The organism is Pseudomonas sp. LB3P25, from assembly GCF_054897985.1.
This window is the reverse complement of the sequence record NZ_CM142711.1, coordinates 4,981,773-5,002,992: the sequence shown is the minus strand read 5'-3', so window position 1 is coordinate 5,002,992 and position 21,220 is coordinate 4,981,773. Positions and strand designations below refer to the sequence as shown.

Sequence of the window (21,220 nt, the reverse complement as noted above, 5' to 3'; positions counted from 1 at the left end):
GGCCATGGTTACCGCGCGGCAAAAAAAGGGCCCCACACCGACGCAAAGTGTAGAGGCCTGTTTGACATAAACGCCGTTATGGGTAACGCATGGTCACTCGTTCGCGGCGGCATCCACGGTCACGGCCGGTTGTCGTTCGCCTCCCGCGAGGCGCCAGAAGGCGGCGCGCTCGGCGTGACTGATGGCCACGTTCATCTCCCGGGCCTCGTCATCAGTCACCAGATCGCTAATCTGCACGGCCCAGACAAAGCCTTGGGCGATTGATACATGGTGCAGGATCAGCAGCGTATTCGTGGAACGATCTATGCCTAATTGCGCGTGTTGCCAAGCGCGTTGCAGGGCAGGGGTCGGCAGGCGCACGGGCCGTGGGTCACGCCGCTCATGCGAGTTGACGAGGCGCTGCATAGGTGAATCTCCTTCCGGGCAAATGCCCGGCATTGCGTCAATCCAGAGGCCCTGCGTCGATAGTGCAGTCTAGTTGGGAAAAATATCGAGGACCAGAAACAGGCCCCACGCGTAGCGAAGCGGGGAGGTTCTGGTGCCATTTGCACGTGTCGGTTTCTCGGGGTCGAAATCTCCAGCCCCGGTGGGCCAACGGTAATCATTGCTAAAGAGAGATCACCTGCTTTAATTGGGTTTGTTTTACAAACCGTAGCGACGCAGTCTAGGGCTTTGGAGCCGACTACTCGCACCTGTTGCACATGGAAGGGAATCAATAACATGGATGGTGTGCGTGCTGTACAAGTTATCGCTGTGACCGGCGGAAAGGGCGGCGTCGGCAAGACGACTGTGGCAGTGAATCTTTCATTGGCGCTGGCGAAACTTGGAAGGCGAGTCGTATTGCTTGATGGCGATCTTGGCTTGGCGAATATCGATGTTCTGTTGGGGCTCTCCCGGCAGTACACGCTTGCCGATTTAATCGAAGGTCGCTGTGAGCTATCCGATGTACTTGTGCGCGGTCCGGGCGGGGTGCGAATCGTCCCCGCGGCTTCAGGCATCCAGAGCATGGTGCATTTGTCTCCGGCTCAGCACGCCGGCCTGATCCAGGCCTTCAGTGAAATCGGTGACAGTCTCGATGTGCTGGTGATTGACACAGCTGCGGGCATCGGCGCGTCGGTGGTCAGTCTCGTCCGGGCGGCCCACGAAGTCCTGCTGGTGGTCTGCGATGAACCAACCTCGATCACCGATGCCTATGTACTGATCAAACTGCTTAATCGTGATTACGGAATGGACCGTTTCCGGGTGCTGGTCAATATGGCGCAGAGCCCGCAGGAAGGTCGCGCCCTGTTCGCTAAATTGACCAAGATCACCGATCACTTCCTCGACGTATCCCTGCAGTATGTGGGAGCGGTTCCGTACGATGAATGTGCGCGTAGGGCAGTGCAGAAGCAGCGAGCAGTCTACGAACACTTTCCGCGTTCCAAGTGCGCCCAAGCATTTCAGAATATCGCTTTAAAGGTCGACACTTGGCCTTTGCTGACTGTCCCCAGAGGGCATATGGAGTTCTTCGTTGAGCGACTCGTCCGAGAAACTGACATTTCTCTCCAGGCCGTATGAGTGGTGTGATTGGGGCGACCGCTTATGGCCGGACATCGACGATCTAAAATAGACCGTCGCGGTGGGTGGTCAGACTTCCGTCTGTTCCGCCATTTCCAGGGCATCATCGACCTCAATTTCCAGGTATCTGACGGTGCTTTCAAACTTCGTATGACCAAGCAGGAGCTGGACAGCTCTCAGGTTCTTCGTCCTGCGATAGATCAGCGATGCCTTGGTTCGCCGTAGTGTGTGAGTACCGTACATGGTTGGGTCAAGGCCAATGACGGTCACCCACGCGTTGACTATTCGAGCGTATTGTCAGGTGGAGAGATGGTCTGAGTCGTGCAACCGGGTCGGAAACAAGAAGCCCTCGCTGCGGACGTGGGCCTGATGCATCCAAGCCTCCAGAACCGTTCGGGTTTGCGAATAGCTAAGGGACAAGGTGGCGTATATCAGCGAAGCTAACGCCAGCTTTATTCGTGACGCATGACAATAGCGATGCTCTTCTCTAACTGCTTCAGGGTGTAAGGCTTATGCAGGTAAGCAGTCGATGGCGGGATCAGTTGCTCTTCTACGAAGTAACCAGAGGTGAGTATCGATGGAATGGATGGCCACCTTTCGTTGACCATGCGGATAAACTCGGTGCCTTCTATCCCTCCAGGCAGTCCCTGATCTGCAATGATCAGGCAGCAATCGCCTTGTACGCGGAACAGATGAGTTAGTCCTGAGACAGCATTGTCAAAAGTCGCTGATGAAAAGCCAATCTCAGCTAGCGATTCTTGCAAAAGCATCCGAACCATCGGTTCGTCCTCAATGATGACCACGTGTCGAGCGGTAGGCACATCATCCCAATTCACGGTCACTGAGGACTCCTTCTTCGGATTAACCGTGGGTTTGAATGTCCAGTGTAAGCTTTTTTCAGGAAAGGCATGGCAAAGGGTAATTTTGGTAGCGTGGGGTAGTAGGGGGGCGCTGGCTGCGCGGCTACCTATTCACGGAATGTGTAAAGAGGAGCAGAACTGACACGTTCGAGGTCGGATCGCAGATCCGCGATAAGGGTTTCGATGGCATAACCGTTGTTGAACTGGGCAATCGAGATCCCGGTGACAATGAGGACCTCTTGATTCGAGGCGCCTTGATAAAAACGAACGGTCAGCGCTGCCGGCACGTCCACAGTACATTCGCAGCGGATCGGGAGGAAGCTTTGCTCTACGAGGTGGCGTAGTTCTAGAGTCGATAACATGGCGGCGTACCTCGACGGAGTCAGCCATATGACTGTTGTCAGGCTGGGTTGAAAAAGCGTCCGGAAAGCAGGTGCTTGATAGTCTCTTTAAGCTCATCGCAGGAGCCCATATTAAAGTTTAGACCTGAGCTCCCGAAGGGGCAGATCATTTTCCTCTCGCGGCTTTGAAACGCTGTGGGTCAGTCCCGATCCATCAGCTTCAGGCAAGCGCCTCGCCAGTTGCAGTCCAATCAGCTCGTCCCTGAAGCAGCTGGCAAGCCTCTTATGCGCAATCTGCTAATCGATATCCCGTCTCTTCAGTCGTGCCAGGCCTTGTTTGATATGGCCTGCATTTTCACTGATGGTTTGAAGTGCTCCGCGCACATTGTCACCAATCTCGGCCACCCCCTGCTTTTCCACTCGTAACGTCAGCTCCATCACTGCTGCCTCGAGCGCCAGTTGGTTCTGGTAAATCCTTTGCAGTACATCCGACAGTGAATAGTCATCAGGCATGACGTCGACTCCTTTCGAGAAAATCCAAGCATAGCAGCGACAATGCCCAGGATTGGAGCCGAAAGCGGTTGCTTAAAATCTGCTTTAGCGGATGAGAGAGGGGCCGGGATTCGAGGGGGTGTAAATGTTGCTGGTACGATGCTGGTCATGGGTTTAGGAATGCGTCTTTAGGCCTTTATTTACTGGTGCAGTGTGGAAAGTTGTTCCAGTCCATCATCGGGGCGACGGAGAAGCGGCGGGAGAGCGGGGCGGGTGTGGCGGTGATTGGGGGCATTGGCGGTTCTGAAATGGGTGAGGCTGGGAGGTGGGGAGTTTATCAGGATTGGGGTTGTGGGGTTTAGGCGAGGCTTACTGTGATTGTTCAGGAAATCTGAGCAACGGTATGGGAGGAAATCGACTGGATCGCTATGAGTAAATAAGTCTGTCCCCATTTTTCAGTGGAGGAGCCAGCCGGGGTCATCAGAAATGGACAACATTGATTCCGATTCGCGGAAAGCGATCTGCCATCATTCAACGCGCCGTACCAGAGCGGTTATCATTCACCTCATCAATGACATGGAGCAGGGAATCGAGGGTGGCTTTTAGGAATTTCCCTACAGTCAGCACTTGGAGTTCCCAGTAATGTGAAGCTGCCCCCAGCCTCAGGCCGGGATTCAAAGATGTATCAAGGACGACGAATGATCTCTTCTGCACGACTGGGCGATAAGCATGTCTGCCCATTGCCGGGACACGGCACTACGCCCATTGCCTCCGCCAGCGCTGACACGAACATTAACTTCATGGGCTCGGCCCGTGTTGGTGATACCTGCGGCTGTGGCGCTGTTATCACTACAGGGTTTCCTTCCATTCAAGTGAATGGGCGCCCCATGGCGCACTTGGGTAGCCCTACCAGCCATGGTGGAACCATCATCACCGGATCAGGCGATGTCGGCGGTGGTTTTGTCATGGGGGCCGCTCCTGGTGCATCAATCATCAACTTTGCCGTCCTGGGTGCAATCCGTCCTGATGGCTCCGTGGATGAAGAACGCATGGCAACCCTGCTGGCTGATCCGAAGCTGACAGAGAAGGCCTCTGCTGCGAATGCTTTGGTAGACCCTGCTGCTCAGGCAACCCCACCTTTCGCACCTAAGGTAGAAGAGAAGAAACCGGAGCCTGCCGTTTGCAAAGACCCTGACTTAATGGAAGAGGTCGCGAGTTACATTGCTGGTGAAATGAACCGCAACATTACTCACCCGTCAGTGGTGAAGATGAAGAAGCTCAACAGCTTTGACGCTGCTACTGAATATAAGAAGCTTCAGCAAAAGGCCTGGTATGCCCGCCTGTCTCCGCCCAACTTCGAAGCCATGGAACTTGGGAACAAGGGCGCCGCAATGGCTCTTTGGGCAGAGCGGGTTGGCCAGAACAGACCGTGGGATCACAAAGTTACGATAGGAGAACAGTTTGGCGGGCCTTGGCAGAAACAGGGCAAGGTTGATTATTTCTATGACATCTGGTCGAACGTACATTACGGATACGTCGGCATGGCGGGAGGACTTTCCGAAGGCGTTCTGCTGGATGGCGCAGGTGTTGAGCAGATCGCCTCGGACTCCATCCGCAAAATTCAAAAGTGGGATAAAAGACAGGGGCCGCACCGGTCGGCAGACATCGAAGGGATGCGGGCGTGGGATGATATTGGAGACAGAGTGTCTATCAGCATCGGCGTCAAACTCTACAGGCAGCACCCAAACGGCGGGATAACAGCGAAAATGTTGATGAGCGAAGTGTTAGCTCTACCGCGCTCAAGCTGGGGGGATGGCATCCGTGACCACATCTGTAAGTAAATCCCGCCCGCGGCACATCTGGCGCTGGCTTATCATGCTGTTCCTGGCGCCCATCATCTTTTGGTATTTCGCTACGCCTCAGGTGAATTTCTACTTTTCCGAGAAAGGCCAGGGTCGGCTTGGCTACATCTTGAATGTCCAGCACGACATCTCCAAGGGCGAAATTTACCCCGGCGAAGTGACTGGAGGTCCCGGTCACATCTTCCCTGATAAGAAGTTTTTCATGGAGTTTGACTGGAACAACGAAGGCAAATCGCACTGCATCCGCGTCAAACCGACATGGCCTAATACTGACATTTACATTGGGCCACAGGGTGAGATTGATAGCAGTCGCACCGACAGTCGCCGCATTGAGCCGTGTGGGCCATTGCCGACGGGCTAACAAGTCTCGTCCGGGGGTAAATAAAAAAGAGGGCCATATCCAGTTTAGATGTGCCCCTCTTTTAGAAGCTAAAGGAGACGGATTTGTTTTCTATGAGAAAAATAGATCCGTCCCCTTTGTTCAAAATATTGGCTACTACAACGAGGTTGCAGACGGTGAGGTCAACACCATCTTCTTCGTGAAAAAGACGCCTACGTTGAGAATGAAGTTCTTCAATATTCACGCCAACGACGGTGACTACCGGAAGGTAGAGAAGCTGAACGATGAATTACGCCAGGACATCATCGACTATTGCAAATACAGATTGGGCATTGAAACGGAAGTGAAGACGCAGGCTGACGTCGAGATGTGCGCGAAAAAGTAAATGTGGCGTTTCAGGTAGGGTCGTTGCTCATGCACTGCGGCATTTGTTCAGAGGCCCCGACAAGGTCGGGGCAAACATCTGGAGTGAATGGCCGCTATTTTGCGACTTTCATACTCGGCCTAACAGGTCGAGGCGTAACCGCTTTGACCACATCATCACTCACCGCTTTCCCCAGAGCCGTCAAATAGTGCGCGGCCCACGAAAAACGGTCAGTTTCTCTGTCATAGGCGGCATCCTTTGAAAGCGCCTTTGCTAGGAATAGTAGATCTGAAGCCATTGCCAGTGCTGCGTCGACAGGAGCGCCGGCGCTGACGTGGAACAGTGAACAGAAAAGGGGACGGATTTATTTTTCGTAATTTTTCGTAACCGGCATTCAGGCCTACTTTGTACTAGGAAGCTTGCCAGTGATCACAAACGTATCGAACACTTTCTGCCCATCACGTACTGCTTCCCGAATATCCAGGAACGTCAATTCTTTACGAATGACTTTTCTGTAGCGTTTATCGGTTTTTTTGGTAGTGGTCATCGGAGATTCCGAAGGGTGCGTATTTATGCTGACTAGTTAATGTGATTGATAGTACTCGGGCAAACCGCAAGAGCGGTAAACAGGACGGCTTATGCTGCCAACCCCCTGTGAGGGCGGAGGGGCGTCCGGGTGGGCGCCCCTTTGTGACGTCAGGACGGTTCAGCATCCATACGTCGCGCAATGACATCCAGCACATCGCAGCCATCGCGCAACGGTATGCAGCAAAGCATTGCAAAATCGCTGAGTATCACCGAGTCCGTGGTGATATCGCCGCGCATCGCGAGGTTTTCCAGGATCTGCGTTACCGCGCCAATTCGGTAGCGTGCGGTGCTAAGCAGTGAGTGCAGCGGTTGGGTGGTGTTTACATACAGCGAGGGAAGGTCGTCGGCGTTGCTGGTTAAAGCCATAAATTCTTTCATGTGAAGCTCCATTAATTTGTGAAAACTACTACTCAATCGTCGCCAAACGAATGGGTGGTAGCCGTACGCGGGTTGGCGAACCGGGCAATGGAGAAACCGGCAGACCCTAAGGTCTCCCGCGCACAGCCACCATAAAACAGGCAGCTAAGTGCGTTCCGAAACGCTTCGAAAATAGTCGAAGGATTCAGTTCAATTGCCATCGAGTCGCCAAACCCGACACGCCATTTTGGCGTTGGGTGGACTATAGGCCTCGTGACAAAAGCACAGCAATGCGCAAGTGTACGGACAATTCCCAGAGTCGTGTAGGACGTTGCTCTTTTGACAGTTTGTCTGGGGAACGCCCTTTTTTGCCTCAAGCAATCAGTACCTGAACCAATGCTGTCGCCGAGCAAAGTTTCATAATTCCTTGTGGTCTTGTGGCATAGGATAAGGACCTAAGGTCACCGTGCTTCTAACCCACAGGGAACTGAAAAATGATCTCGAATCTCTTAAAAGTCGTGCTGATCGGTGGTGCGTTGCTATTGAGCGCCTGTTCGGGTGCAAGCACCCATAGCGAATATTCGGAAGCCACCCTGCCGTCTGCCGGTTTTGGTCCGGGGCCTACCAACAACCCCAATAAGATGAATTTCCATGGCAGTGCGCTCGGCAACAGCTTCGGCGAGTACAGTTCGGGGTTGTTGCACGACGATTAACGGCGGAAGTGTTTCCGCCGTTTTGCGTTTTGCCTGATGTGCCGTGTGCTTTGGGTTGGCGACTGCTGCGCAGTCGGACGCAGGCTTCGCCAGCTGCTACTGGGAGTGTGTGCGTGGCGGTTATTTGGGCTCGGGTGTCGCTATCCACTGACCCAAAACTTTTTGGTAGTTGCCCGTGACTTTGGCCAGGTGCAACCACTGATCGACGTACAACTTCCAAGTCATGTCATCACGCGGTAGCAAGTAAGCCTTTTCGCCGTATTGCATGAACTGCTTCGGGTTCACCGCGCACAGACCGGGTTTAAGCTTCTGCTGATACAGCGCTTCCGAAGCATCGGTGATCATTACGTCAGCCTTCTTGTCCAGCAGCTCCTGAAAGATGGTCACGTTGTCGTGAAGCCGTAATTGCGCCTTGGGTAGAAAGGCGTGAACAAAGGCTTCGTTGGTGCCGCCGGCCGGTTCGACCAAGCGAACCGAAGGCTGGTTGATTTGTTCGACGGTCTGGTACAACGCCTGCTCCTCGCAGCGCACCAGCGGGATCTTGCCGTCGACGTCCAGCGTGGTGCTGAAGAAGGCTTTTTTCTGGCGCTCCAGCGTGACCGAGATGCCGCCGACGCCGATGTCGCATTTGCCCGCGAGCATGTCGGGCATCAGGGTTTTCCAGGTGGTCTGCACCCACTCGACTTTGACGCCCAGGCTGTCGGCCAGCGAGCGGGCCATGGCGATGTCGATGCCCGAGTATTCGCCGTCTTCGGCTTTGACGGTATAGGGTTTGTAGTCGCCTGTTGTGCACACGCGCAGTTGGCCTTGTTGGATGACGCTGTCCAGATGCGATTGCTCTGCCTGAGCGCCAAACGATAGAGCGAGCAGGCCACCGAGCATCATTGTGCTTTTTAGGTTGTTCATTGTTATCCGGCTTCCATGATGGAGTGGGGGCTGAGAGTACTTATTTTTTACTGCAGCGCTCAACATCATCCTGAGTTTTCAAATCAGTCTCGATTCCCAACCGGTATTTGCAGTAGTCGATAATCCACGCGTGTTGCTCATCCGTCAGGCGTCGCACTTTTCGAGTGTCGCCGCAAGAACTATTGCCCCGTCATCTCCATTTCCGGACTCAACGTCCCCAACCAAGCCACCAACCCCACAATCAACACCGCCGCTGTCAATTCAACCACCACGCTGCGCCGCAACGTATTCGCCGCCACCCGATACTGACCCTCACGCAACGACCGCTCCAAAAACGGTCCCAGGTGAAACCGGTTCAGCGCGGCGAGTGCCAGCATCCCGGCAAACAGCGCAATCTTGATGGACAGCAAAATCCCGTAGGTACTGAGCAACACATCGTCGAGCTTTGGGCCCACGATGAACAGGTAATTCACGACTCCCGTGACCGTGATGACGACCACGATCACCGCGCCCAACCATTCAAATCGGCTGACAGCCCGAGCCAGCAATCTGATGCGTTCCTCGGTTTGCAGATCGTTGATCTTTGCCATCAAGGCAAGCGCGACCAGCGCACCGAGCCAGGCCCCCGAAGCCAACAGATGCAAGATGTCAGTGATGAAATGCCAATAACGACGGCTGCCTTCATCCATCGCCCCATGACCGCTCCAGGCCAGGCTGGCCAAGGCGATAGCGCCGACAAAAGACGCGATCAGCAGGCTGAATCCGGGCGCGCGTTGATTGAGCATCACTGCCAAACTGGCGATAACCAGCGCGATGATGCGCACGACCCAGGCCAACCCCACGTCCGTCTCAAACACCATCATCTCGATATGCGGACGCAGCTCGGCAAAGTCCGTCTCACCGCTCATGGCGCTCGCCATCATCACCATGCTGGCAGCAGAAAACAGCACACCCAGCACCGCCGTCCACGTCAACATCGACCGAAACGGCAGTGCTACGCCTGACACCCGTTCCCGTTCTTTCAGGCTGTACAGCCCAAACAGCGCCAGGCCAAACAGCAACATCAAATCCACATACAACCCAAAGCGCAGCGCAATGCTGACCAAGTCGCTCATTGATCACTTCACTTTGAACGTGACGTTGCCGGTGATCGGGTGGGTGTCCGAAGACACCGCGCGCCATTCGACTTTGTAGCCACCGGCGGGCAATGGCGAAAGCGGTGTGATGACCATGGTTTTCGGATCGCTACCACCAGAGACTTTGGCTTTCATGGGCATGGGGGAGTGCGCCATGCCGGGCATTTCCGTCATGACCAATTTTGCGCCGGAGAACTGGGTCATGAGGTTTTCCGAGAAGTGCAGTTCGATGGTGCCGGGTGCTGCGCCATCCGCGCCTTCGGCCGGAGTGGAGGAAAGCAGTTTCGGGTGCGCTTGAGCGAGTGTGCTCATCAGCAATCCGAGGGCAACAGCGGTGATTTTGATTGTGCGCATGCAAGGCCTCTTTACCGCGCGAAGCGGTTGTTTTTTTGGTTGTTGAGTTAATACGTTTAGAACCACAGCCGAACGCCAAGAACGAGGCGTGCTTCGCTGCGATCCTCACCTTCATCGTTGGCGTAGTCGGCGGTTTTGCCGTAGGTACGGTTCCAGGTCACGCCGATATAGGGCGCGATTTCCCGGCGGATTTCATAGCGCAGCCGCAGGCCGGCTTCGGTGTTGGATAGTCCTGAGCCGATGCCGCGTTGCGGGTCGTTTTTGCCGTAGACATTCAGCTCGGCGGTCGGCTGCAGAATCAGTCGGTTGGTGAGCAAGATGTCGTAGTCGCCTTCCAGTCGCGCAGCGGTTTGGCCGCCTTCGCCGATGAAGGCGGTGGCTTCGGTTTCGAAGTTGTACAGCGCCATTCCTTGCACGCCGAACGCGGCCCAGGTTTGCGGGTCGCCGGGTTTGAAGTCCTGGCGAACGCCGCTCACCACGTCCCACCAAGGGGAGATGGCGTGGCCCCACAGGGCCTGGATTTCAGCGTCTTCGGTTTTGCCGTTGGTGCGCTCGCCTTCGGAGCGCAGCCACAGGCGATCGATGTCGCCGCCAATCCAGCCGGAGAGATCCCAGGCCAGGGTGCTGCCGTCATCAGCGTCCTGCCATTCGAGTTTGTCGGCGAGCAAGTAATAGTTGAGCGCGGTGTCATGCACGCCGTGGCCGGTCGGGCTGGCGTACACGGCGGCGCGGTCGGCATCGGTCAGGGCCGGGATCGGCGTGCGGCTTTCGGTCGGCGCGGCGGGCTGCATCTGGCCGTCGTCCATGCTTTGCATTTGGCTAGGGTCCATGCCCTGCATCTGGCTGTGATCCATGTTCTGCATGTCGTCGGTGGCGGCCATCGCCGAAGAGAGCGTCAGGCTCGCGGTCACGAGTGCCAATGAGATTGGAGTGAGTCTGGTCATGGGTAGCGCCTCATTCTTCCACGCGAACTTCACGGAACATGCCCATTTCCATGTGATACAGGAGGTGGCAGTGATAGGCCCAACGGCCGAGTGCGTCGGCGGTCACCCGATAGCTGCGTCGGGAACCAGGCGGCATGTCGATGGTGTGTTTGCGCACCATGAACTCGCCGTTCTCATCTTCGAGGTCGCTCCACATGCCGTGCAGATGGATCGGGTGGGTCATCATCGTGTCGTTGACCAGCACCACCCGAACCCGCTCGCCGTATCTGAGGCGCACAGGTTCGGCATCGGAGAACTTCACGCCGTTGAACGACCAGGCAAATTTTTCCATGTGGCCGGTAAGGTGCAGTTCGATAGTACGGCTGGGCTCGCGGCCGTCCGGGTCTTCGAAGGTGCTGCGCAGGTCGGAATAGGTCAGGACGCGGCGGCCGTTGTTGCGCAGGCCCAGGTCGGGGTCGTCGAGTTTGGGGGCGGTGCTCATGGCTTGCATGTCCACCAGCGGGTTGTCTTTTTCCGTCTCGGGATGAGACTGCATGCCGGGCATGGCCATGGCGCTGTGATCCATGCCCGCCATGCTGCCGTGATCCATCCCGCCCATGCCCATGTCATCCATGGTCACCAGCGGCCGCGGATCCAGTGGCGGCACTGGCGCAGACAAGCCGACCTTTACCGCGAGGGTGCCGCGCGCATAGCCGGTTCTGTCCATCGATTGGGCGAAGAGGGTGTAAGCCTCTTGCGTTGGCTCGACGATCACATCGAAGGTCTCCGCCACCGCAATGCGAAACTCATCGACACTCACCGGTTTGACGTGCAGCCCATCCGCAGCGACCACCGTCATTTTTAACCCGGGAATGCGCACGTCGAAATACGTCATGGCGGAGCCGTTGATGAAGCGCAGGCGCAATTTCTCGCCCGGACGGAACATGCCCGTCCAGTTCGAGTTCGGCGCCTGGCCGTTCATCAAGTAGGTGTAAGTCGCGCCGCTGACATCGGCCAGGTCCGTGGGGTTCATCTTCATTTCGGCCCACATCTTTCGATCGGCGACTGTGGGCCCCCAACCCTTCTCGCTGACGTCGTGGATGAAATCACCCACGGTGGGTTTGTTGTAGTTGTAGTAATCGGACTGTTTTTTCAGCGTCTTCATCAGGTCGACGGCGTCTTCGTCGGTCCAGTCGGTCAGCATCACCACATAGTCGCGGTCGTACTGGAAAGGCTCCGGCTCCTTCGCATCGATCACCAACGGCCCGTAAACGCCGGACTGTTCCTGAAAACCCGAATGGCTGTGGTACCAGTAAGTGCCGTTCTGCCGAACCTTGAATTGATAGATGTACATCCCACCCGGTTCGATGCCGTGAAAGCTCAGGCCCGGCACACCGTCCATGTTGGCCGGCAGTAAAATGCCGTGCCAGTGAATGGAGGTGTTGTCCTTGAGTTTGTTCTTCACCCGCAATGTAACGGTGTCGTCTTCTCGCCAGCGCAGAAGGGGGCCGGGAATACCGCCATTGATGGTCATCGCCGTTCGCGGGTTGCCGGTGAAGTTGACCGGGGTTTCGCCGATGAGCAGGTCGAAATCGGTGCCCGCCAAAACCTGAGGCTCGTCAGGGCTGGTGACCGCCCAGACAGGCGTGCGCCATAACCCGAGGCCGCCGAGGAGCCCGCCCGCGGCCAGCCCCTTCACGAAGGTGCGTCTTGATGTGTTGGAATGCATGCCGTTTTCCCGGTCCGTCAGCGTGAAGAGATTGACGACGAGGCTAACGGGCGGTGCCTTTCAGCAGGCTGAGGCGGGGATTACAGTTTTGACAGGTTCATGCCGTATTTATTGGCGTGTATCGGGCGTTGAGGCTGCGGCTACGGTGCTGCCACCGCAATTGATATACGAAGACGACTTCAACCAACGCTGATCCGGATAATAAGAAAACAACAACTGTCCATCTTTCATCGAATCAATCAACTTATGCGCAATCGCCGGCCGCACAGCCGGACACCCCAGGCTTCTACCAATCCGGCCATTCGCTCGGGCAAGAACCGGACTGACATAGGGCGCCCCGTGAATAACGATCGCCCGCTCAAATGCGTTGTCATTGAAGCCCGGTTCCAGTCCTTCCATACGCAAGGAATAACCGTTCTGCCCGACATAGCTCGATTGGGTGCGGTACAAACCAAGGCTGGTGGCAAAGCTTTCATTCTGGTTGGAGAACTTGACCGCCATGTTCTCGCCGCTGTTGCGACCGTGGGCAACCAGTTCATGGAACAGTAATTTACGTTTCTTCAGATCGAACACCCACAACCGTTGTTCGGTCGAAGGCAGTGAGTAATCGATGACGGCAAGTCTTTGGACAGGTGCTTTACCTTGGGCCAAGCTGCATTGGGTAGCGCGTACGGCCAGCCCGATGACTTTGGCGTTAGCGCCTGGTGCTGCTTTGAGCAGCGCGGCTTCAAGTGAATCGGCGTAGGCTGCCGGTACCGAAACTGACGTCAGCAGCAAGGCCGTGAATAGAAAACCAAAGCGGTCTGGCGCCATATGTAAGTCTCACATTAATGTTTCGAGTCTAGCAGTGTGCAGGATGCTAGCCGTTGAATACGGGGCGATTAAGGATTATCCATGGGGCAGTTAACAAGGTTATTCGTCATAAGCCGCATCTTTTTTATGGGCTTTCTGATCAGCGGCGCAGCGATCGCAGAAACTTCGCCGATTGAGCCGGTATCTCCAGTCATCAGCAGACCTGGCGCCGCACCCGACGACTTCGTCGCTCAAACGATTCAGGCGGCACTTGAGCCATTGAGTTCAGCGTTTCCACCCTTGCTCACTTCACGTGGCCATCAACGGCTGGATCCGAGTCGCGTGGTCATGGATTTTTACGTGCATCGCGGTTATCGCTCAGCCTGGGCGAACGACAGCGATGTCATTCAGTTATTGAAAAGCCTGAGTGACACCCAGGCCGACGGGCTGGACCCCGCGGACTTTCATATTGATGAGTTGGCGAACGCCAGGGCGTCGATGCAGGCAACAGAGCCGACGGTGGCGCAACGGGCGGCGTTCGATATCGCGGCCACCCGGACCTTTATCACGGCGCTGCTGCAGTTGAGTCGCGGCAAGGTTGACCCTTCGCGTCTGGACATCCATTGGAACTTCGACCCCGTCGGCGCCGACCCTCGTGGAGACATGAATAACTTGTTCGCCGCGCTCGATGCTCATGACGTGGCGCGCGCCTTCGCACAGGCGCCACCCCAAGAGGCGGTTTACCGCAGCCTGCGCGTGGGCCTGGCGCAACTGCGCAAGGTTCGGGACGCTGGCGGCTGGCCGAAGATTGCCGAAGGCCAATCGCTCAAGCCAGGCATGGATGACGCCTCTGTCGCGCAGTTGCGAGCACGCTTGGTGGCGGGTGGTTATCTGGCCCCATCAAAGAAGCAACGCACTGATTACGACGACAGCGTCGCCGCGGCGGTGAAAAAGTATCAAACCGAGCAATACCTGGGGGCGGATGGCGTGGCGGGGGCCGCGACACTGGCTGCGTTGAATGTGCCCGTAGAGGCACGGATAGATCAGGTTCGGGTAAACATGGAGCGCGCGCGTTGGTTGCTGTACAAACTTCAGGGCACTTTTGTCATCGTTGATATAGCGGGTTACAAAGTTGCGCTCTATCGCGACGGTAAGGCGATATGGCGTTCCCGGGTTCAGGTCGGTAAGCCGTTCCGCAGTACGCCGGTGTTTCAAGCCGAAATTACTTATGTAACGTTCAACCCCACTTGGACCGTGCCACCGACGATCCTCGTCCAGGACATGCTGCCGAAGATTCAACGAGATCCTGGCTACCTTGCCGCCAACCGTATAAGAGCCCTTGATCGAGAGGGGAATGTACTCGATCCGTCGACCGTCGACTGGGATAACCCGCGTGGTATCACGCTGCGACAGGATGCCGGGCCGGATAATTCGTTGGGTCAGGTGGTCATTCGGTTTCCCAACGACTATTCGATTTATCTCCACGACACGCCGCATCGCGAGTTGTTTGCTCAATCGCGCCGTGCCACCAGTTCAGGCTGCATACGAGTAGAGAACCCGCTGCAGTTGGTAGAACTGTTGTTCAACGACCCGGTTCGTTGGAATAGCGCCGGGATACAAGCGCAGTTGGCTAACGGCAAGACCGAAAACATCCGGCTTCCCGTCAAGGTGCCGGTGCTGTTGGCTTACTGGACGGTGGACCTGAGTAACGATGGTCGAGTGATGTTTAAACCCGATGTATACGGATACGATTCTGCGGTACTGCGGGGATTGAATCTGCCTTCGGAGCTGCCCCTTCTGGATGTGCGACGAGCAGGAACTTCCGCTGTCGCGATGGAGCAATACCAGCAGTAGCCATGAAGGAGTTGGGACTTGTCGCCCGTATGGAAAGGGCAGGTCATCGGGAAGGGATAGGGAATTGAAGATGGATGATGCGCAAAAAAAATCGTCACTCATTACGGGTATGCTTGATGTGCATGACCTGGATGAGTGCCGCAACATCCAAAAAGGTGCCGTGTTTATCATTGCCTCGGGGGCGTCCGCTAAAGATTTTCCGCTGGAAAAGTTTGCAGACGTTCCGATGATCACGATGAATGGCGCCATCTCCATGTTCTCCGGGTCGGGTATCAAACCGTTCTTTTATGCCTGTACGGATCAAGGTTTTTCCCAACAGCAGCCTGAATTTTTTTCAGAAGCCATGCGCATCAGTCAGCGGGTTGCACTGTGGCAAGAGCACATCTGGCATACGACGGTAGCGCCTGAGGGCGAACTGTATTTACTCGGCCGAGCACCCAAGCTCTCCTGGACGGACCTGGTTTTCAGGGCCGATAAAGAACTCGTCAGAAGTCGCAAGCTCGGAAATGGCCGCAATAGAACCCTTGGTTTCAGCAAGAACCTTAAACGCGGTTTTTTTGATGCCCGTACGGTGGCCTATCTGGCTTTGCAGATTGCCTATCACGTGGGGTTTACCAAGGTGTTTTTGGTCGGTGTCGATTTGTATCAGTCAGTGAGCCGTTTTTACGAAGGGGCCGACACGTTCGTGTCGCCATGCCAGCTCGATCAGCATTTTTATACGAGAATCCTGCCGTCGTTCGAGATCTTGTCGAAGTACGTCGTGGATGATGATTTTCAAGTCTACAACCTGTCCAGTTCCTCAAGGATTTCGGGTGAGCTCATTCCCCGAGTGACGTTGTATGAGATCGACAAGATGATCTAAAGATTGTTCGTGCTTTATTGAAATGGGCGCCCTCGGGGCCAATGCCGGTCAGTTAAGCCGTAATGCGATCTGTAGCAGCTGGCGAAGCCTGCGTTCGGCTGCGAAGCAGTCGTAAATGCTGAGTAGGCGGCTTTCCTGATACACCGCATTGTCGGATTTCACGACTGCTTCGCAGCCGAACGCAGGCTTCGTCAGCTGCTACAAAGAGTGAGTCGTTGCACAAATTGGTTAACTGACTGGCATTACCCTCGGGGCGCCCATTTTTTTTGTTTGCAATTTATCGATCGTCAACCGTTCGGCACCTGCGTCGGATCTGCAAATAAGCGTCGCCTAAGCTTTGATTTATCCGGACATTCTTCCGGGGCTTACAAGGAAGGTGTGGCATGACTTTATTAAAGTTCGGCGCGTCGATCCTGATGGTCTGTTTGGCGGGCTGCGTCACCACCAGCAACTATGAACCGCCACCGGTGCCTTCATCAGCGGTAACGCTTGATGATGGGCAAATCACCAGCACGTTAGTGGGCAAGAAGTTTTATGGAACTACCCGGCAAGGCAGTCACCCCTACTCGATCAGTTTTTTACCCAATGGTGTCGATGTGTTCGAGATGGCGCCCAACGCGCCGGAAAAAGAACGATGGACTCTGAAAGAGGGTGTTGTTTGCGTCATACCTAATGGGTACCCCACCGAATGCAGCCAAGTGAAGGTCGCCAATAATGAGTATTGGTTTGTCGACCCTGCAAGCGGGAGAGTCAACGGGCATTTGAAGCTCACGCCTTGATGGTGATTATCGTGAAGGAATGGGCGTTCGTGGTATGCCCATTCTTTGTGATCATGCCTGACCCAGCTCGTCCCGCAAAAACTCCACCAACGCCCGTTGTAATCCGGTTAGCGCGCCCTCCCGGCTGATCAACGCCGCCCGCCGTTGCTGTGGCTGGGGCAAAGACGGCGTTGAAATTCTACGGCCGTACGGCGGTGGATGAGGACTACAACGGTCTCGCGCTTGACGAGTCTGAAGGCGACCGGATTGCCAGCGTCATGGGCGATGCCGACATTCTGTTTTTGAAGAACCACAGGGGTGATCGTCGCCGGGCCGACCATCGCCGAAGCCTGGGACGATCTGTATTACCTTGAACGTGCCGCCCAGGTGCAGTTGATGGCGATGGCGACCCAGCGCGAACTCAAACCGGTGCCCCATGAGATTGCCCTGCGGGCCTATGAGCAAATGTGCCTGGGGGATGCCGAAAGTGCTCGGGCGCATTTACACAGTGCGATGCGGCGACTGGCCAAAGGACATTTGCCCCACACCCCCCCGTAGACTAAGCTCACAAAAAATAAGGGATTTGGGGCGTTGCCCATGCCTTACCCTTACAGGACGCGCTTTTGCCAATCCCTCTTCACGATCCGCACAATGCCACCGGCGTCACGTTGAAACGGTTACCTCTGCGCAAAGCAGCGGTGCTGTTTATAGCGGTCGTGTGCCTGAGTTTGTGCGGTTTGCTGTACCTGCAACTGGAGCAATCGCGCCGGCATGACCTGGCCTTGGCGCAAGTGGCGTCTTCAAACCTGACGCGGGCCATGGCGCAGCAGGCCGAAGACACCTTCATGCAAGCCGATCTGGTGCTGACCAGTCTGACAGACTGGATTCAGGCTGACGGTTTCGGCGCGCCCCAAAAGTCACGCTTGCAGAAAACATTCGCCCGGCGGGTACAGGCGCTGAATCAATTGCACGGGATATTTCTGTTCGACCAGAAGGGGCAGTGGATCGTTAGCTCCTTTGAAAATCTGCCACGTGGCCCGGGTGTGGCGGATCGCGAGTACTTCAAGTTTCACCAGCAGAACGTCTCGTCCCTGGCGCACATCGGGCCAGCGATTCGCAGTCGGGAAAATGGCGAGTGGATCATCCCGATATCCAAACGGGTGAACGACAAGAATGGCAATTTCCAGGGCGTCTTGTTGGCCGGAATCAAAATGGCCTACTTCGATCAGTTCTTCAAAAGCTTCAGCATTGATGACAACGGATCGATGTTTTTGGGGCTGACCGACGGAACGCTGCTGGCGCGACGGCCGTTTGTGGAATCGCTGATTGGCACATCACTGGCCAAGGGCGAGATCTTTGAGAAATTGCTGCCCAACGCGCCTTCCGGTAACGCAATGTTCAGCTCGCTGGTCGATGGTGTTGTTCGGCTGTATGGCTACCGTCAGCTCGACACTTATCCGCTGGTCGTGTCTGCCGCCTCGTCCAGGGATTCGATTCTCAAGGATTGGAACGACACGGCGTCTCGCTCCACGGTCATCGTTGGCCTGGTGGTGTTGGGCGTGGGGCTGTTCGGTTGGATGTTCCTTTATCAGGTGCGTGTTGGCGAACGGGTCGAGGCGGATTTGCGCAAGGCGAAAGAAGCACTGAAGCTGATCGCGACCCACGACAGCCTGACCGGCCTGGGCAATCGCCGGCTGTTCGAGGGGGCGCTGGACATCGAGTTCGGCCGTGGCGCCCGGCAGTCGAGTTCGCTGAGCCTGATCATGCTCGATATCGATTACTTCAAGCCCTACAACGACGCTTACGGCCACGTGGCGGGGGACCATTGCCTGGCTGAAGTGGCGCGGGCGGTGAAGGGCTGCTGCCATCGAAAAGCCGATTTGGCTGTGCGTTACGGCGGTGAGGAGTTTGCGGTTTTGCTGCCCGACACCGACATTCACGGCGCGATGGTGATTGCCGAGCAGATCCGCCGCAGCGTCATGGACAAGAACATCATCCACAGCGGTTCACCCACGGGCTTCGTGACGGTCAGTCTTGGCTGTTATTCGTTTGTGCCGACGGGGCGGGACAGCATGGAAGTGTTCATCGAGCGTGCGGATGCGGCGTTGTATCAAGCCAAGCATTCGGGGCGAAACCGCTCGGCGGTGCTGTCGATGGAGGGCGGTGTCGAGGCACTGATGCGTTCGGATCGTTGAGGTGTGTCTCGAGGGTGTTTCACCCGTGCAACACCCCGGCCAGCCGGCTGTCTGCCTGTCAGATCCTCTTGAATTGATCGTCTAGAGTTGCGGTAGCGCTGCCGATCCCGGCAGATCCCCCCACCGCACGGATGATCGTCAAAATGTTGATTACTCAAGCATTGACAGCCGTTGCTCTAACCGTTGCAGTCACCGCCATTTTTCCGCTCGCGAGCCACGCTCAATCGAAAGTCACAGCCGAAGAAGCACACGCCATCGGCGTGGATGCCTACCTTTATTTTTACCCGCTGTTGACCATGGACATCACCCGCAAGCAATTCACCAACATCGAACCGGGCAAGGAATTCGGTAAAGGTCCGATGAATACTTTTGTCAGCGTGCCGCAGTATCCTCCCGCAGACTTCAACGGCGTGGTGCACTCGGACGTCGACACCGTGTATTCCATTGCCTGGCTGGATTTGACCAAAGAGCCGCTGGTAATCGCAGCGCCCAATACGGCCGGGCGTTTCTACTTGCTGCCGATGCTCGACATGTTGACCGATGTGTTCGACTCACCGGGCTGGCTCACTACGGGTACACAAGCGGGGCAGTTTCTGGTGACACCGCCGGACTGGACCGGGACGGTGCCTGCGGGGCTGAACCATCTGCCGGCGCCTACACCCTTTGTCTGGGGCATTGGCCGCACCAAGGCTGACGGTGCCGCGGACTACGCGGCATTGCACAAAATTCAGGCTGGCTACACCGTGACACCGTTGTCCTTGCTGGGTAAAAGCCCAGAGCCGGCCAGCGTGAAAGACGACCCGACCGAGGACCTGAAGACCCCGCCAAAGATTCAGGTCGACACAATGTCGGTGGCCGACTATTTCGCCTACGCCGTCCAATTGCTCAAAATGCACCCTGCGCACATCACCGATCAACCAATCCTGGCGCAGATGAAGCGTATCGGTATCGAACCCGGAAAATCGTTCAATATGGATGCGCTGGAGCCTGAAATCAAAGCAGCGCTTCAGACCGTGCCCGAAGACGCGCAGACACTGATGACGTGGAAGGTTCCAACCCTCGCTCGCGTGGTCAACGGTAGCAGAAGGGGTGGATCAATCTGACCATGCGTTTTGAGGGAGTACCCAACTGACAGCAGCCGACGATCTCTAATCATCGGCTGCTTTTACGCGTCCAACTGCCCGTCCCGCCTCCGGCTCCGCCAGTCCCGCCGCCAGCAGCCCCCGTGCCGCCGCCCGCGCCGGAGCCGCTGTTCCCGGCATTGCCACCATTTCCGCCGCGCGACGAGCCCGGCCCGCTATTACCGCCGTCAACGTTGTGTCCGCCTGAAGGTTCGGCCAGGTTGTTGTTGGGCGCCATTGTCGAACCGCCGGTTGAGCCAGGCTTGGTTCCGGTGGTGTCAGCGCCATCGCCGGAGGCTGCAAGTGTGACCATGGATGCGACGCACAGCACTCCAGCCAATAACAGCGAGGTCATTTTGATGATCATCATGGTGCGTCTCCAAAGATGAGTCGTCCACGTGCAGGTGTCAGCGAAGGTTTTATTCGGCCAGCTTCCGTTCGAGGTTCTGCCGCACCTGCGGCCATTCATCATCAATGATGCTGAACCGCACCGAATTGCGCTTGCGTCCGTCCGGCATGATCCGTTCGTGGCGCACGATGCCTTCCTGCTGTGCGCCGAGTCTGAGGATCGCGTTGCGCGACTGCTGGTTGTTTTCGTCGGTGGTGAATTGCACTCGCACGCAATCCAGCGTTTCGAAGGCGTATTGCAGCATCAGGTATTTGGCTTCGGTGTTGACGAAGGTTTTCTGCCAGCGGGCGCAGATCCAGCTGCTGCCGATTTCGAGCTTGCGGTTGAGCCGGTCGATTTTCCAGAAGCGCGTCGAGCCGATGACCTCGCCGGTGTCCTTGAGCACGATGACGAAGGGCAGCACCGTGCCGGCATCCCGGCCGTCGAGGGCTTTCTTGAGGTAACTGTCGACGGTGGTCGGGGAGGGCACAACGGTGACGGTCAGGTTCCACAGTTCACCGTCCTGCGCGGCATTGACCAGCGCATCAGCATCAATCAATTGCAGGGGGCGCAGGCTGATTCGTTGACCTTCCAGTGTGTCCATGAGCAGGCATTCTCGGCATGAAAAGGTACGCGGGCGATGCGTGCAATTACAGGGCCGCGGCCGTCGATTGGCAAGGGTTGTGTGGACGGCTCTTTAATTGCGGCAATGACTTGTGTTATCCCGG

23 protein-coding genes and 3 pseudogenes are annotated in these 21,220 nt (G+C 56.3%); 11 read left to right on the top strand and 15 right to left on the bottom strand.

The window, feature by feature from the left end; genetic code table 11:
* Window positions 1-93 precede the first annotated feature (93 nt).
* Complete coding sequence (locus ACYZTW_RS23000; protein WP_462001932.1) at window positions 94-405, bottom strand: hypothetical protein; 312 nt, start codon at window positions 403-405, stop codon at window positions 94-96.
* Window positions 406-720: 315 nt separating this feature from the next.
* Between ACYZTW_RS23000 and ACYZTW_RS22995 the strand changes: the two genes are divergently transcribed.
* Entirely contained in the window at window positions 721-1,557 is an 837-nt protein-coding gene (locus ACYZTW_RS22995; RefSeq protein ID WP_462001931.1) for a MinD/ParA family protein, read from the top strand.
* 69 nt (window positions 1,558-1,626) lie between these two features.
* Here ACYZTW_RS22995 and ACYZTW_RS22990 read toward each other — a convergent pair.
* The 4 genes and pseudogenes from ACYZTW_RS22990 to ACYZTW_RS22975 form a co-directional block, all read right to left on the bottom strand.
* Window positions 1,627-1,938: pseudogene (locus tag ACYZTW_RS22990) on the bottom strand (tyrosine-type recombinase/integrase); the annotation flags it as partial.
* Between the two features lie 71 nt (window positions 1,939-2,009).
* A complete protein-coding gene (locus ACYZTW_RS22985; RefSeq protein ID WP_462001930.1) occupies window positions 2,010-2,399 on the bottom strand; it encodes a response regulator in 390 nt (129 codons plus the stop codon).
* A gap of 125 nt (window positions 2,400-2,524) precedes the next feature.
* Window positions 2,525-2,779 (bottom strand): DUF1652 domain-containing protein, encoded by a 255-nt coding sequence (locus tag ACYZTW_RS22980; RefSeq protein WP_462001929.1) that lies wholly within the window; start codon window positions 2,777-2,779, stop codon window positions 2,525-2,527.
* A gap of 276 nt (window positions 2,780-3,055) precedes the next feature.
* The gene (locus tag ACYZTW_RS22975; RefSeq protein ID WP_462001928.1) at window positions 3,056-3,271 is read right to left on the bottom strand and encodes a hypothetical protein; all 216 of its coding nucleotides are present in this window, start codon (window positions 3,269-3,271) and stop codon (window positions 3,056-3,058) included.
* 677 nt (window positions 3,272-3,948) lie between these two features.
* On the opposite strand from ACYZTW_RS22975, the gene ACYZTW_RS22970 reads away from it, so the two are divergent.
* From ACYZTW_RS22970 to ACYZTW_RS22960, 3 genes are all read left to right on the top strand, one after another.
* Window positions 3,949-5,091 (top strand): polymorphic toxin type 44 domain-containing protein, encoded by a 1,143-nt coding sequence (locus ACYZTW_RS22970; protein WP_462001927.1) that lies wholly within the window; start codon window positions 3,949-3,951, stop codon window positions 5,089-5,091.
* Window positions 5,072-5,473 (top strand): hypothetical protein, encoded by a 402-nt coding sequence (locus ACYZTW_RS22965; RefSeq protein ID WP_462001926.1) that lies wholly within the window; start codon window positions 5,072-5,074, stop codon window positions 5,471-5,473. The genes ACYZTW_RS22970 and ACYZTW_RS22965 overlap by 20 nt, the downstream gene beginning before the upstream one ends.
* A 127-nt stretch (window positions 5,474-5,600) precedes the next feature.
* Window positions 5,601-5,837, top strand: a complete 237-nt coding sequence (locus tag ACYZTW_RS22960) for a hypothetical protein (protein WP_462005825.1) — start codon at window positions 5,601-5,603, stop codon at window positions 5,835-5,837.
* 94 nt (window positions 5,838-5,931) lie between these two features.
* Here ACYZTW_RS22960 and ACYZTW_RS22955 read toward each other — a convergent pair whose 3' ends face one another.
* The gene (locus tag ACYZTW_RS22955) at window positions 5,932-6,180 is read right to left on the bottom strand and encodes a DUF3077 domain-containing protein (protein ID WP_462005824.1); all 249 of its coding nucleotides are present in this window, start codon (window positions 6,178-6,180) and stop codon (window positions 5,932-5,934) included.
* Window positions 6,181-6,512: 332 nt separating this feature from the next.
* Window positions 6,513-6,782, bottom strand: a complete 270-nt coding sequence (locus tag ACYZTW_RS22950; protein WP_150655358.1) for a short-chain dehydrogenase — start codon at window positions 6,780-6,782, stop codon at window positions 6,513-6,515.
* Window positions 6,783-7,255: 473 nt separating this feature from the next.
* Between ACYZTW_RS22950 and ACYZTW_RS22945 the strand changes: the two genes are divergently transcribed.
* Window positions 7,256-7,474 (top strand): hypothetical protein, encoded by a 219-nt coding sequence (locus ACYZTW_RS22945; protein WP_283183810.1) that lies wholly within the window; start codon window positions 7,256-7,258, stop codon window positions 7,472-7,474.
* A gap of 120 nt (window positions 7,475-7,594) precedes the next feature.
* Here ACYZTW_RS22945 and ACYZTW_RS22940 read toward each other — a convergent pair whose 3' ends face one another.
* The 6 genes from ACYZTW_RS22940 to ACYZTW_RS22915 form a co-directional block, all read right to left on the bottom strand.
* Entirely contained in the window at window positions 7,595-8,380 is a 786-nt protein-coding gene (locus ACYZTW_RS22940) for a transporter substrate-binding domain-containing protein (protein WP_462001925.1), read from the bottom strand.
* Window positions 8,381-8,559: 179 nt separating this feature from the next.
* Window positions 8,560-9,495: a copper homeostasis membrane protein CopD gene (copD, locus tag ACYZTW_RS22935; protein WP_462001924.1), complete on the bottom strand. Its 936-nt coding sequence runs from the start codon at window positions 9,493-9,495 to the stop codon at window positions 8,560-8,562.
* A 3-nt stretch (window positions 9,496-9,498) separates the two neighbouring features.
* Window positions 9,499-9,870: a copper homeostasis periplasmic binding protein CopC gene (copC, locus tag ACYZTW_RS22930; protein ID WP_462001923.1), complete on the bottom strand. Its 372-nt coding sequence runs from the start codon at window positions 9,868-9,870 to the stop codon at window positions 9,499-9,501.
* A gap of 56 nt (window positions 9,871-9,926) precedes the next feature.
* A complete protein-coding gene (locus ACYZTW_RS22925; RefSeq protein ID WP_462001922.1) occupies window positions 9,927-10,814 on the bottom strand; it encodes a copper resistance protein B in 888 nt (295 codons plus the stop codon).
* 10 nt (window positions 10,815-10,824) lie between these two features.
* A complete protein-coding gene (locus ACYZTW_RS22920; protein ID WP_462001921.1) occupies window positions 10,825-12,522 on the bottom strand; it encodes a copper resistance system multicopper oxidase in 1,698 nt (565 codons plus the stop codon).
* 108 nt (window positions 12,523-12,630) lie between these two features.
* Complete coding sequence (locus tag ACYZTW_RS22915) at window positions 12,631-13,335, bottom strand: murein L,D-transpeptidase catalytic domain family protein (RefSeq protein ID WP_462001920.1); 705 nt, start codon at window positions 13,333-13,335, stop codon at window positions 12,631-12,633.
* 81 nt (window positions 13,336-13,416) lie between these two features.
* Between ACYZTW_RS22915 and ACYZTW_RS22910 the strand changes: the two genes are divergently transcribed.
* The 6 genes and pseudogenes from ACYZTW_RS22910 to ACYZTW_RS22885 form a co-directional block, all read left to right on the top strand.
* Window positions 13,417-15,168 carry a L,D-transpeptidase family protein gene (locus ACYZTW_RS22910; RefSeq protein WP_462001919.1) on the top strand — a complete coding sequence of 584 codons (1,752 nt, stop codon included), beginning with the start codon at window positions 13,417-13,419 and terminating at the stop codon, window positions 15,166-15,168.
* Between the two features lie 70 nt (window positions 15,169-15,238).
* The gene (locus ACYZTW_RS22905) at window positions 15,239-16,030 is read left to right on the top strand and encodes a lipopolysaccharide biosynthesis protein (protein ID WP_462001918.1); all 792 of its coding nucleotides are present in this window, start codon (window positions 15,239-15,241) and stop codon (window positions 16,028-16,030) included.
* 383 nt (window positions 16,031-16,413) lie between these two features.
* Window positions 16,414-16,809 carry a hypothetical protein gene (locus tag ACYZTW_RS22900; protein WP_462001917.1) on the top strand — a complete coding sequence of 132 codons (396 nt, stop codon included), beginning with the start codon at window positions 16,414-16,416 and terminating at the stop codon, window positions 16,807-16,809.
* Between the two features lie 138 nt (window positions 16,810-16,947).
* Window positions 16,948-17,346 (top strand): annotated as a pseudogene (locus ACYZTW_RS22895) (class II aldolase/adducin family protein); the annotation flags it as partial.
* Window positions 17,347-17,411: 65 nt separating this feature from the next.
* A complete protein-coding gene (locus ACYZTW_RS22890) occupies window positions 17,412-18,983 on the top strand; it encodes a sensor domain-containing diguanylate cyclase (RefSeq protein ID WP_462001916.1) in 1,572 nt (523 codons plus the stop codon).
* Between the two features lie 143 nt (window positions 18,984-19,126).
* A pseudogene (locus tag ACYZTW_RS22885) lies at window positions 19,127-20,062 on the top strand (DUF1254 domain-containing protein); the annotation flags it as partial.
* Window positions 20,063-20,135: 73 nt separating this feature from the next.
* Here ACYZTW_RS22885 and ACYZTW_RS22880 read toward each other — a convergent pair.
* Window positions 20,136-20,474 carry a hypothetical protein gene (locus tag ACYZTW_RS22880; protein WP_462001915.1) on the bottom strand — a complete coding sequence of 113 codons (339 nt, stop codon included), beginning with the start codon at window positions 20,472-20,474 and terminating at the stop codon, window positions 20,136-20,138.
* Window positions 20,475-20,523: 49 nt separating this feature from the next.
* On the bottom strand, window positions 20,524-21,096 hold the full coding sequence (locus ACYZTW_RS22875) for a GNAT family N-acetyltransferase (RefSeq protein WP_462001914.1): 573 nt from the start codon (window positions 21,094-21,096) through the stop codon (window positions 20,524-20,526).
* Window positions 21,097-21,220: the final 124 nt, after the last annotated feature.